The organism is Streptomyces sp. NPDC015032 (assembly GCF_043080425.1).
GTDB lineage: Bacteria > Actinomycetota > Actinomycetes > Streptomycetales > Streptomycetaceae > Streptomyces.
Genome location: NZ_JBIBVN010000008.1, coordinates 202,136 through 214,011, shown reverse-complemented (window position 1 = coordinate 214,011; position 11,876 = coordinate 202,136). Strand labels below are relative to the sequence as shown.

Here is an 11,876-nt window from a genome sequence, read left to right as displayed (position 1 = left end):
GAAAATCGTGGCATGGCCATCTTTCCGCAGACACAGCAGTCCCCAGCCCCGTACCCGGCCGCCTTGCGCCTTCCTCAGCTGCGGTACCTCGGCCCCAACTGGTACGCGAGCGTCATGGGCACTGCGATCGTCGCGAGCGCCGGTGCGGCGCTGCCCGTCCACATCCCGGGACTCCGGGGTGCCTGCACGGTGGTGTGGGGACTCGCAACGATCATGCTCGCCGTCGTACTCGCGGCCCGTGCCGGGCACTGGATCGCCCATCGCGACCAGGCCCGCGCCCATCTGCTCGACCCCGCCGTCGCCCCGTTCTACGGCTGTCTCTCGATGGCCCTGCTGGCGGTCGGCGGCTCGTCCATGGTGGTCGGCAAGGACGTCATCGGGCACGGGGCGGCCCTGGCCCTGGATGTGGTGCTGTACACGGCGGGCACGGTGATCGGGCTGGCCGCCGCGGTCGCGATCCCGTACCTGATGGTCGTACGCCACCGGGTCGAGCCCGGCACCGCGTCACCGGTGTGGCTGCTTCCGGTGGTGGCACCGATGGTCTCCGCGGCACTCGGTCCGCTGCTGGTGCCGGAGCTCCCGGCCGGCCAGTGGCGGGAGGCGATGCTGCTCGCCTGTTACATGATGTTCGGTCTGAGCCTGCTCGCCACGCTGGTGATGCTGCCGCTGATCTTCGCCCGGCTCGTCCATCAGGGCCCGCTGCCGCTCGCGCTGACCCCCACGCTGTTCCTGGTCCTCGGCCCGCTGGGCCAGTCGACCACCGCGGTCAACCAGCTCGCCGATGTGGCGCCGGGAGCGATCGGGGCGCCGTACGCCTCGGGCCTGGAGGCGTTCGCGGTGCTGTACGGGGTGCCCGTGATGGGCTTCGCGCTGATGTGGCTGGCACTGGCCGTCGCACTGGTGGTGCGGGCCGTACGGAACGGCATGACCTTCAGCATGACGTGGTGGGGCTTCACCTTCCCCGTCGGCACATGTGTCACGGGCGCCGCCGGCCTGGCCCGGCACACCGGCCTCACGGCGTACACCTGGCTGGCCGTCGCGCTGTACGTGCTGCTGGTGACGGCGTGGGCGGTGGCCGGGCTCCGGACGCTGCGCGGGCTGCTCAGCGGAGCGCTGCTCGCAGCACCGCAGGCGCCTGCGCCAGTGACGGCCCGTACCACGTGAGATACCGCCCGTCGACAAGTGCGGCGGGCAGTCCGGGGAAGGACTCGGGCCCGTCGTCCACGGTGAAGCGGTACGGCTCGTCGGGCAGGACGACGAGGTCGGCGCCCGCCGCGTTGAGCACGTCGAGCGGGATGCGGGGGTAGCGCTCGGCGTGGCCCGCGTAGACGTTCTCCACGCCGAGCCGGGCCAGCAGGTCCCCGGCGAAGGTGTCGCGGCCCAGCACCATCCAGGGCCTGCGCCAGACCGGCACGACCGCACGGCGCGGGGCGCGGGGCGGCGGGAGCGCGGCCCAGGCGGCCTCGGCCTCGTCCAGCCAGCGCGGCCTGGGCCGGCCGCAGACGGCTGCCAGGACCCGTTCCAGCTCTTCGAAGGCCTGGTCGAGGGTGCGGATCGTGGTGACGAGCACCTCGATCCCGGCGGCCCCGATCGCCGCGAGGTCCGGAGCCCGGTTCTCCTCCTCGTTGGCGACGACGAGATCGGGCCGGAGCGCGACGATCGCCGCCACGTCGGGATTCTTGGTGCCGCCGATGCGGGCGGCGGTCAGGCCGGCCGGGTGGGTGCACCAGTCGGTGACTCCGGCCAGCCGGCCGGGGGCGGTGACGGCGATGGCCTCGGTGAGCGAGGGAACCAGGGAGACGGCTCGCACGGCGGACAGCCCCTCTCAGCGACGCGGGTCGAAGGTGGCGTCGATGTGCTCGGCGACGGCGACGACCAGCAGCCGCGTACCGGGCACCGTGGCCCGCCAGCGATGCCGCACCCCACCGGACAGGAACAGCGTGTCGCCCTGCTCCAGCCGGTACGCCTGCCCTTCGGCCTCCACTTCCACGGCCCCGTGCACCACGTACATCACCTCGTCGTTGCGGTGCTGGAACTCACGCCCGAGGTCGAGCTCACCGGTGAACTCCAAGGCGCTGAGCTGATGGCGCCCGCGCACCACCCTGCGCACCCCGTCGCCCTCGTCCGCCCGTACGACTTCGACGGCGCGCGCCGAGTCCGCCGCGGCACGCAGCCGCGCCGTGGTGGTCTCCAGGGCTTCGGCGACCCGGTCCAGCGAGCGGGCGCTGGGCCGGGCCCGCTCGTTCTCGATCTGGCTGAGGAACGGCACGGACAGGCCGCTGCGCGTGGCGACCACGGCCAGTGTGAGCCCCAGGGATCTGCGCTGTCGGCGGACCGCGGCGCCCACGCGGAGTGCTTCCTTTTCGTCCATGTCCGGCTCCCTCCCGACTCGTCATCCTTCCGGCTGCCAGCACATTACGCACACGGTTGCGCAAGGTCGGCCGACGGATGGACGTCTTCCGGACAGCCGGAAGGGGCGGGCCCGCCACCGGCGGCGCCCACCCCTTCTCGTATTCCGGGCTCTGTTCAGGCCCTACTGCGGAGCCATCGTGTCCACGATGCCCGGGTTCTTCTGCATCCAGGCCTTCACGGCCTCTTCCTCATGGCCCGCGCCGAGCTTCTGGATCTGGTTCTCCAGGCCGGCGAGCTGGTCCTCGCTCAGCTTGAAGTTCTTGAACCACTTCGTCAGCTGCGGGTAGTTCTCCGGGAAGTCCTTGCTGGCGATGGTGTGCAGCCGGTCGCCGTCGCCGAAGGCCTTCTCCGGGTCCTTCAGCTTGGTCATGCCGAACTCGTTGTACGCCCAGTGCGGCGTCCAGAGCAGCACCGCGATGGGCTCCTTCTTGGCGTACGCCCGCTTCAGCTCGGCCAGCATGCCGGGCGTCGACGAGTCGACGACCTTGTACTCCTTGTCCAGGCCGTACGCCGGCAGCACGTTCTTCTTGAGGTTCTCCATCGTGGCGGTGCCCGGCTCGATGCCGACGATCCGGCCCTTGAACTGCGCGGACTTGCCCTTGAGGTCGGCGAGGGACTTGACGTCCTTCACGTACGAGGGCACCGCGACCTCGATGGACGTCGGGCCGTACCACGAACCGATGTCGGTCAGCCGGGAGCCGTACTTGTCCCAGTAGTTCTTCTGGGTGTACGGCAGCCAGCCGTCGAACTGCACATCGATCTGGCCACGGGACATCGCGGCGTACATCGGGCCGACCTCGAACTGCTTGAGGTTGACCTTGTAGCCGCGCTCCTCCAGGACCGCCTTCCACAGGTACGTGGCGGCGATGTCCTCCTCCCACGGGAACCAGGCCATCTCGACGGCGCGGTTCCGCTCGTCCTTGCCGCTCGCGCCCTTGGCCGCGGGAGCCCCGGCGACGGGGGTCCACTTGTCGGCGACGCCCGGGTTGGCCTTCAGCCAGGTACGGACGGCCGTCTGCTCGTTGCCGGAGCCGGCCTTCTGGATCTCCGCCTCAAGACTGGTGAGCTGGTCCTCGCTCATCTTGAAGTTCTTGAGCCAGCTGCCGACCTCGGGGTTGTCGGCGGAGAAGCCCTTGCGGGCCAGGGTGTGGATGCCGTCGCCCTTGCCCCAGAGACCCTTGGGGTCCTTGAGCTTGGTCAGTTCGAACTGGTTGTAGGCCCAGTGCGGCGACCAGAGCGGGACGACGATCGGTTCCTTCTTGGCGTACGCCCGCTTCAGCTCGGCCAGCATCGACGGCGTGGATCCGTCGACGACCTTGTACTCCTTGTCCAGGCCGTAGCCCGGCAGGATCTTGTCCTTGAGCAGGCCCATCTCGCCGGCGCTCGGCTCGATGCCGACGATCCGGCCCTTGAACTGCGCGGACTTGCCCTTGAGGTCGTCCAGGGACTGGACGTCCTTCATGTAGGAGGGCACGGCCAGTTCCAGCGAGGTGGGGCCGTACCAGGAGCCCACGTCCTCCAGGCGGTCCTGGTACTTCTTCCAGTAGCTGGCGTGGGTGACCGGGAGCCAGGAGTCGGTCTCGAAGTCGATCTGGCCGTTGGCCATACCGGTGTAGAGCGCACCGGCCTCGTACTGCTTGACGTCGACCTCGAAGCCGCGCCGCTCCAGCATCTCCTTCCAGAGGAAGGTGGAGGCGATGCCCTCGTCCCACGGGATGTAACCCATGCTGATCTTCTTGCCCTTACCGACGTCCGAGGCACCGCCGGCGGTGGCCTTGCCCGAGTCGGAGGAGCCGAAGAGGCCCATGCCGCCCGCGACGAGCGCGAGGACGACGACGCCGACGACCGCGACGACGGGCTGCGGGCGGTGGCTCCAGATCTTCAGTCCGCCGGACATCGCCTGCGCCCTGGCGAGCGCGCGGCGGGCGAGCGGGGAGACCTCGCGGCCGAGCGCGCCGGTCATGCGGTCCAGGTACATCGCCACGATGACGATGGAGATGCCCGCCTCGAAGCCGAGGCCGACGTCGACGTTGCCGATGGCGCGGTAGACGGCGCCGCCGAGGCCGCCGCCGCCGACCATGCCGGCGATGACCACCATGGACAGGCCCAGCATGATGACCTGGTTGATGCCCGCCATGATCGTGGGCAGGGCGAGCGGCAGCTGCACCCGCAGCAGGGTGTTGCGCCGGGTGGTGCCGAAGGCCTCGGCCGCCTCCACGAGCTCGCTGTCGACCTGGCGGATGCCGAGCTCGGTCATCCGGACGCCCGGAGGCAGCGAGAAGATGATGGTGGCGATGATGCCGGGCACCACGCCGACGCCGAAGAAGATGACGCCGGGGATCAGATAGACCATGGCGGGCATGGTCTGCATGAAGTCCAGGACCGGCCGGGTCACCGCGCTGACGGTCTTGGAGCGGGACGCCCAGATGCCCAGCGGTACGGCCAGCACCAGCGCGATGATGGTGGCGACGAGCACCAGCGTGAGGGTGTCCATCGCTTCGTCCCACAGCTCGACGGAGTCGATGACCGCGAAGCCGACGAAGGCGAGCACCCCCGCGAGCAGACCGCGCAGCCACCAGGCGATGACGGCGACGATGCCCGCGAAGATCAGCGGCGCGGGGGCGGAGAGCACGGCGGCTATGCCGTCGAACATGCCGCTGACGACCGAGCTGATCGCGTCGAACAGCCAGGACAGGTGGGTCTGCAGCCAGTCGACCGCGGAGTCGACCCAGTCACCGAGAGGCAGCCTAAACATTGGCCACCTTCTTCGTGCCGGCCGCTGGGGGCCTGACGTCCTGCGGGGGCTCGGTGGGGGTCATCGGCTCACCGAGGACGGCGAGCAGCCGGGCGCGGGGCACGACGCCGACCAGCTTGCCCTGGGCGTCGACCACGGCGACCGCGACTCCGCTGCGCGAACACGGCGTGAAGAGGTCGATGATCGGCGTGGACTCGGTGACGGTGGCCGGAGCCGCCCTGAGGACGTCGGCGGCATTGCGCAGCTCCTCGCCGTCGTCCGTGGTGGTGCCCATGACGGTGTGCGGCTCGGCCATGACGGCGCCCGCGGTCAGCACCCGGGTGCGGTCGACGTCCTGGGTGAACGAGGCGACGTAGTCGTTGGCCGGGGTGACGAGGATGTCCTCGGCGGTGCCGAGCTGGACGATCCTCCCGTCGCGCATCACGGCGATGCGGTCGCCGAGGCGCATGGCCTCGTTGAGGTCGTGGGTGATGAAGACGATGGTCTTCTTCAGGCGCTTCTGCAGTTCGAGCAGCTGGTCCTGCATGTCGCGGCGGATCAGCGGGTCGAGCGCGCTGAAGGACTCGTCCATCAGCAGCAGGTCGGCGTCGGTGGCCAGGGCGCGGGCCAGGCCCACACGCTGCTGCATACCGCCGGAGAGCTCGTCGGGCCAGGACTTCTCCCAGCCGGCGAGGCCGGTCAGCTCCAGCGCCTCGGCGGCACGCTTCTCGCGCTCGGCGCGCGGCACACCCTGTACTTCCAGGCCGTACGCGGCGTTCTCCAGCACGCTCCGGTGGGGGAAGAGCGCGAAGTGCTGGAACACCATGCTGATCTTGGAGGACCGGACATGACGCAGCTCGGCGGGGCTCAGGGCGGTCAGGTCCTGGCCGTCGAACAGCACGCGACCGGCTGTGGGCTCCAGAAGTCCGTTGAGCATGCGCAGCAACGTGGACTTTCCGGACCCGGACAGACCCATCACGACGAAGATCTGTCCCGGTTCGACGGTGAACGAGGCGTCGATCACCGCTGCGGTCGTTCCGTCGGCGCGCAGCTCGTCACGGTCGGCGCCGTTTTCGAGTCTCTGCACGGCTTGATCGGGTCGTCTGCCGAACACTTTGTACAAGTGTTCGGCTTGCAGCCTTGACACATACACCTCGCGCGTTGAACGGAAAAACGGTCTGCCACCCCCTCCGGCAGACCGTGGAGCGACACGGGGTCGGCCCGCATGGCACGTGCATTGGTTGAAACTGCTACGTGATCCGCTCCGGCTGCGCGCCTGCCCCCACTTACACGAGCCAAACACAAGAGTGATTCAAGTCACATATGAACGGGGATTTCTGGCGTCACTCTTCGGCGCGGACACCCGCCACAGCCGATGCCGGAGCGGTGAGGCGCGGCGACCGGCACCGGCGAGGCGTCGCGGCCCGCGCCGATGAGGTGCGACGGCCGGTGTCGGTGAGGTGCGGCGGCCGGTGTCGGTGAGGTGCGGCGGCCGGTGTCGGTGGGGTGCGGCATCATCGGGGTGTGACGCGACGCCTGATGCTCCTCGACACCGCCTCCCTCTACTACCGCGCCTACTTCGGGGTCCCCGATTCGGTGCGCGCCCCGGACGGGACACCGGTCAACGCCGTGCGCGGGCTGCTCGACTTCATCGGGCGCCTGGTGCAGGACCACCGCCCGGACGACCTGGTCGCCTGCATGGACGCGGACTGGCGGCCGCACTGGCGGGTGGAGCTGATCCCTTCGTACAAGGCACACCGGGTCGCGGTGGAGACCGGCGAGGGGCTGCCCGACCAGGAGGAGACCCCCGACACCCTGGCCCCGCAGGTACCGGTGATCGAGGACGTGCTCGACGCGCTCGGCATCGCCCGGGTCGGTGTCGCGGGCTACGAGGCGGACGACGTGATCGGCACGCTCACCGGCCTGGCCACCGGCCCCGTGGACATCGTCACCGGGGACCGGGATCTCTATCAGCTGGTCGACGACGACCGCGGGGTCCGGGTGCTCTACCCGCTGAAGGGGGTCGGCTCGCTCCAGCTGACCGACGAGGCGTGGCTGCGGGAGAAGTACGGGGTGGACGGCCCCGGCTACGCCGACCTGGCCCTGCTGCGCGGCGACCCGAGCGACGGGCTGCCCGGCGTCCCGGGCATCGGCGAGAAGACGGCCGCGAAGCTGCTCGACTCCTTCGGCGATCTGGCCGGAATCATGGCCGCCGTGGACGATCCGTCCGCCGGGCTGACACCCTCGCAGCGCAAGCGGCTCGACGAGGCACGGGACTACGTGGCCGTCGCACCGAAGGTGGTCCGCGTCGCCGGTGACGTCCCCCTGCCGGAGTTCACCCCGGTACTGCCGTCCGAGCCGCGCGACCCCGTCGCACTCGAAGCCCTCGCGGAGCAGTGGGGACTGGGCGGTGCGCTGCAACGACTGCTCTCCGCGTTGCGCGCCTGACTCCGCCCCTCCGCCCCTCCACAGCACCCGGCCGAGATGCTAACTTAGGTAAGCCTAAGCAATCGGAGCAGGGAGAACCTCGTGGCAGAACGACCGGCACGGCAGGCACCGAAGGCGCAGGGAGCCCACGTTCTGCGCACCGAGCAGATCACTCCGCACATGGTCCGCGTGGTGCTCGGCGGTGACGGTCTCGCCGGCTTCGGGCTCGCCGGGTTCACCGACCACTACGTCAAGCTCTGCTTCGCCCCCGAGGGCGCCGACTACGCGCACCCGTTCGACATGGAGCGCATCCGCGAGGAGCGGCCGCGGGAGCTGTGGCCCACCACCCGGACATACACGGTGCGTTCCTGGGATCCGGTCGCCCGGGAACTGGCCATCGACTTCGTGGTCCACGGTGACCAGGGCCTCGCCGGTCCCTGGGCACTGCGGGCGGCCCCCGGCGACCAGGTGACGTTCCTCGGCCCGGGCGGCGGCTACGGCCCGGACGCCTCGGCGGACTGGCACCTTCTGGCCGGCGACGAGAGCGCCCTCCCGGCCATCGCGGCGGCCCTGGAGCAGATGCCGGCGGGCGCGGTGGTGCGCGCGTTCGTCGAGGTGGCGGACGCGGCGGAGGAGCAGAAGATCGTGACGCCCGACGGCGTCGAGGTGACCTGGCTGCACCGCGGGGAGCGCCCGGTCGGCGAGGCGCTGACCGCCGCGGTGAAGGAACTGGAATTCCCGGCGGGCGAGGTCCAGGCGTTCGTCCACGGTGAGGCGGGTTTCGTGAAGGAGATCCGCCGCCATCTGCGCCTGGACCGTAAGATCCCGCTCCCCCGGCTGTCGATCTCGGGCTACTGGCGGCTCGGCCAGAACGACGACGCCTGGCGCTCGGTCAAGCGCGAATGGAACGCACAGGTGGAGCGCGAGCAGGAGAACGCCGCGTAGCACCGGCTCACTTCCGTGCACCGGCTCACCTCCGTACGCCCCGGCCCGGGAGCGGAGTCCCGGACCGGGCCGACCGCGCGTCGCCGCGACGGGGCCGGGGTCAGACGGACTTCTGGTACGAGCGGAACGTACGGGTCGACAGCCGGACCGCCGCCGCCGCGAGGAGCGTCAGGGCTCCCCCGCGGCTGAGCACCAGGCCCCAGTCGGGATCGGCGGTCAGCGCCGACCGGCCCGCCACCATCGCCCAGTTGACCGGATTGAAGTCGGCGATGTGCCGCATCCAGGACGGCATCTGACTCGGCGCCATGAAGGAGGAGGAGAGGAAGGTCAGCGGCAGCAGCAGAAAGGTGTTGATGCCGATGATCGACTCGCGCCGGCGGACCAGTATGCCGAGGGCGTTGGACAGCGCGCCGAAGACCGTATCGAGCAGGGTCGACGCGACGACCAGGATCAGCAGCCCGGCCGCACCGCCCGGGTAGTCGGCCGGCGGCCCGGCCGAGCAGCACGATGATGACGGACTGCACGGCGATGCTGATGCCGTTCTGCACGACGTTGGCGTTCATCAGCGCGTTGCGGCTGACCGGTGTCGTGAGGAAGCGGTTGAGTGTGCCGCGCTCGATCTCCTCCAGGGTGCCCATACCGGCCCACATGCTCGATCCGAGGGCGCTCATCACCACGATGCCGGGGACGAGGTAGTCCAGATAGGACGTGGTGCCGAAACCGCCGAGCTCGACGACTTTCCTGAAGAGGTTGCCGAACAGGAACAGCCAGATGACCGGCTGGACCAGAGAGATCGCCAGGAAGACCGGCTGACGGATGATCTCCATGAGCTGACGTTGAGTCATGTACCAGGTCTGGGCGAGCACATGACTGTTCATCGGGCGCCTCCTGCGGGAGCGGGGGCAGGGGCAGGGAGCTGCCCGGCGTCCGCGGCTTCGGCCTCGGAGAATCGGCGTCCGGCATGGCGCAGATACACGTCGTCGAGGGAGGGGCGGGCCACCGTGGCGGAGGCGACCGCCGCACCGGCCCGCTCCAGGGCGGCGAGCAGGACGGGGACGGCAGCGGCGCCGTCCTCGGCGCGTACGCTCACCCGTCGGCCGTCGACACATGGCCGTGCGGGCTTCGGGATCGAGGCCGGTGGTGAGCTCGTCGAGGAACAGCACCTCGGGGCGGTGGACGAGGCCGAGCGCCACGTCGAGACGCCGCTGCATTCCGCCGGAATACCCCCTGGACCGGGCGCTTCCCGGCATCGGCGAGATCGAAGCGGTCCAGCAGCTCGTCGGTGCGGCGCTGGACGGCGGCGCCCCGCATTTCGTACAGCCTGCCCTGGAGCAGGAGGTTCTCGCGGCCGGTGGCGACCGGGTCGGCGCCGGACTTCTGGGCGACGACGCCGATCGCGCGGCGGACCCGGTCGGGATGGCGCAGGACGTCGTGTCCGGCGACGCTCGCGGTGCCCGAGTCGGGGCGGGCCAGAGTGGTGAGGATCTTGACGGTGGTGGACTTTCCGGCGCCGTTGGGGCCGAGGAGTCCGAAGACCGTACCGGCGTCGACGTCGTGGTCCATGCCGCGCAGTGCGGTGACGCCGCCGGGGTAGGTCTTGATCAGCTGTCGCGCCGTCACTGCGGGCGCACGGGTGCTCATGGCAGAGCTCTCCTGTGGTCAGCGGGGTGCTCGGGCGCACCGAGCACTCGGGCATGCCGAGCCGATCCGCGTGAAAAGCGCCGGGCTATCCTGCCGCACCTCGATCGCCCGGCTCGCCTTCACGGCATGGCCGGTCCGGGGTTCGAGACCCCGGCGGTCGCTGCTCCAACAGCTCCCGCCGGGGTCCTTCCGTTCCAGGTTCAGGACGATGTGTACCGCGAAATCCCGGAGGCGTGGAAATATCCGGAGGCGTGGAAGTATCCGGCGCACCGACCAATCCGTACCGCCATCGGCTCCGGATCACTTCGGCGGACCGATGTGCGATCAGGAAGGAAGCCCGCGTGAAGGAAGTCGTGCACATCGGCCGAGCACCCTCGGCGGGGCCCGATCTCCAGGAGCTTCTGGGGATGGTCGCCCGGGGCGACCAGGATGCCTTCACCCAGGTGTACGACACGGTCAGCGGCCCTGTCCTCGGGCTGGTCCGGAGCGTACTGCGCGATCCCGCCCAGTCGGAGGAGGTCGCGCAGGAGGTGCTGGTCGAGGTGTGGCGAACCGCCCCCCGCTTCCGGGCGGCCCGCGGCAGCGCGATGAACTGGGTGCTGACACTGGCCCATCGCCGCGCCGTGGACCGGGTGCGTGCGGCCGAGGCGTCGGCGGCGCGTGAACACAGCGCGGCGCTGCTGGACCGTACGCCCGCGTTCGACGAGGTCACCGAGCAGGTCGAGAGCCGGCTGGAGTGCGAACAGGTACGCCGCTGCATGCGGACGCTTTCCGAGCTGCAACGGCAGTCCCTCGACCTCGCCTACTACCGGGGGCTGACGTGTCGCGAGGTGTCGGAGCTGCTCTCCGTACCGCTCGGGACGGTCAAGACACGCCTGCGCGACGGACTGATCCGGCTCCGCGACTGCCTCGGGGTGGGCGCATGAGCCATGCCGAACTGCATACGCCGACCAGGGCCTACGCCCTGCACGCCCTGTCGGAGGCCGAGCGGCGGGACTTCGAACGGCATCTCGGCGACTGCGCGGCCTGCGCCGTGGAGGTGCGCGAACTGCCGGAGACCGCCACCCGGCTCGGGATCGCGGTGGCCGAGGCTCCGCCGCGTGCGCCGCGCGACCGGGTACTGCGGGAGATCGCGACCGTGCGTCAGGAGTCCCCCTCGCGCGACCGGCCGTCATGCACCGGGAGAGGTACGCAGAAGGCCTGCCGGTGGCCGGGATTCGCCCTCGCCGCATGCCTGGCGGCCGCAGCGTGCCTCGGCGGAATCGCCGTGTGGCAGAACCAGGAGGCCCGGACCGCCCAGCAGGACGCCCGCGCCGCGCAGCGGCAGAACGCCGAGCCGGCCCTGGTCCTGGCGGCACCCGATGCCCACACCGGATCCCGCCCGCTCGGGAACGGGGCGAAGGGCACCGTAGTCGTTTCGAAGAAGGAGAACCGCGCCGTATTCCTGGCGTCGGGGATGCGGGAACCATCTGGCGGCAAGGTGTACCAACTGTGGTTCGACGACGGCGGCACCATGCGTTCCGCGGGCCTCATAGCGGCGGCGGACACCTCGCCGACGCCGCACGCGACGCTGCTGGACGGTCCCGTCGACAGCGCCACAGGCGTGCGCGTCACCATGGAACCGGCCCGCGGATCCGCACAGCCGACGTCCGTCCCGATGGCCCTGCTGGACTTCCCGAACGCCTGACCCGACACCCTGCCCCGGCCCGACCACCGC

At 70.4% G+C, this 11,876-nt stretch carries 9 protein-coding genes and 2 pseudogenes; 5 read left to right on the top strand and 6 right to left on the bottom strand.

Annotated features, from left to right (window positions below; all coding sequences use genetic code 11):
- Positions 1-12: 12 nt before the first annotated feature.
- Entirely contained in the window at positions 13-1,164 is a 1,152-nt protein-coding gene (locus tag ACF08M_RS15180) for a TDT family transporter (RefSeq protein ID WP_392185698.1), read from the top strand.
- On the opposite strand, the gene ACF08M_RS15175 is transcribed toward ACF08M_RS15180, so the two are convergent.
- The 4 genes from ACF08M_RS15175 to ACF08M_RS15160 all read right to left on the bottom strand — a co-directional run bounded on the left by ACF08M_RS15175 (position 1,103) and on the right by ACF08M_RS15160 (position 6,233).
- Positions 1,103-1,810, bottom strand: a complete 708-nt coding sequence (locus ACF08M_RS15175; RefSeq protein WP_392185697.1) for a helical backbone metal receptor — start codon at positions 1,808-1,810, stop codon at positions 1,103-1,105. The two genes, ACF08M_RS15180 and ACF08M_RS15175, sit on opposite strands and share 62 nt — an antisense overlap.
- A 15-nt stretch (positions 1,811-1,825) precedes the next feature.
- Entirely contained in the window at positions 1,826-2,371 is a 546-nt protein-coding gene (locus ACF08M_RS15170) for a helix-turn-helix domain-containing protein (protein WP_392185696.1), read from the bottom strand.
- A 162-nt stretch (positions 2,372-2,533) separates the two neighbouring features.
- Entirely contained in the window at positions 2,534-5,167 is a 2,634-nt protein-coding gene (locus ACF08M_RS15165) for an ABC transporter permease/substrate binding protein (protein ID WP_392185695.1), read from the bottom strand.
- A complete protein-coding gene (locus ACF08M_RS15160) occupies positions 5,160-6,233 on the bottom strand; it encodes a glycine betaine/L-proline ABC transporter ATP-binding protein (protein WP_392185694.1) in 1,074 nt (357 codons plus the stop codon). The genes ACF08M_RS15165 and ACF08M_RS15160 overlap by 8 nt, the downstream gene beginning before the upstream one ends.
- A 452-nt stretch (positions 6,234-6,685) precedes the next feature.
- Between ACF08M_RS15160 and ACF08M_RS15155 the strand changes: the two genes are divergently transcribed.
- Positions 6,686-7,594, top strand: a complete 909-nt coding sequence (locus ACF08M_RS15155) for a 5'-3' exonuclease H3TH domain-containing protein (RefSeq protein WP_392185742.1) — start codon at positions 6,686-6,688, stop codon at positions 7,592-7,594.
- A gap of 81 nt (positions 7,595-7,675) precedes the next feature.
- Complete coding sequence (locus ACF08M_RS15150; protein WP_392185693.1) at positions 7,676-8,518, top strand: siderophore-interacting protein; 843 nt, start codon at positions 7,676-7,678, stop codon at positions 8,516-8,518.
- 100 nt (positions 8,519-8,618) lie between these two features.
- On the opposite strand, the pseudogene ACF08M_RS15145 reads toward ACF08M_RS15150, so the two are convergent.
- Together ACF08M_RS15145 and ACF08M_RS15140 are read right to left on the bottom strand one after the other, a co-directional pair.
- Positions 8,619-9,396, bottom strand: a pseudogene (locus ACF08M_RS15145) (ABC transporter permease).
- A pseudogene (locus tag ACF08M_RS15140) lies at positions 9,393-10,159 on the bottom strand (ABC transporter ATP-binding protein). Before ACF08M_RS15140 ends, ACF08M_RS15145 begins: the two co-directional pseudogenes overlap by 4 nt.
- Before the next feature lie 341 nt (positions 10,160-10,500).
- Between ACF08M_RS15140 and ACF08M_RS15135 the strand changes: the two are divergent.
- Together ACF08M_RS15135 and ACF08M_RS15130 are read left to right on the top strand one after the other, a co-directional pair.
- Positions 10,501-11,085: a sigma-70 family RNA polymerase sigma factor gene (locus ACF08M_RS15135; protein ID WP_392185692.1), complete on the top strand. Its 585-nt coding sequence runs from the start codon at positions 10,501-10,503 to the stop codon at positions 11,083-11,085.
- Positions 11,082-11,846 (top strand): anti-sigma factor domain-containing protein, encoded by a 765-nt coding sequence (locus ACF08M_RS15130; RefSeq protein WP_392185691.1) that lies wholly within the window; start codon positions 11,082-11,084, stop codon positions 11,844-11,846. The genes ACF08M_RS15135 and ACF08M_RS15130 overlap by 4 nt, the downstream gene beginning before the upstream one ends.
- Positions 11,847-11,876 lie beyond the last annotated feature (30 nt).

Coding starts and splice junctions, on each gene's coding strand:
- ACF08M_RS15130 (WP_392185691.1), top strand. CDS start 11,082: ATGAGCCATGCCGAACTGCATACGCCGACCAGGGCCTACGCCCTGCAC.
- ACF08M_RS15165 (WP_392185695.1), bottom strand. CDS start 5,167: ATGTTTAGGCTGCCTCTCGGTGACTGGGTCGACTCCGCGGTCGACTGG.
- ACF08M_RS15180 (WP_392185698.1), top strand. CDS start 13: ATGGCCATCTTTCCGCAGACACAGCAGTCCCCAGCCCCGTACCCGGCC.
- ACF08M_RS15155 (WP_392185742.1), top strand. CDS start 6,686: ATGCTCCTCGACACCGCCTCCCTCTACTACCGCGCCTACTTCGGGGTC.
- ACF08M_RS15170 (WP_392185696.1), bottom strand. CDS start 2,371: ATGGACGAAAAGGAAGCACTCCGCGTGGGCGCCGCGGTCCGCCGACAG.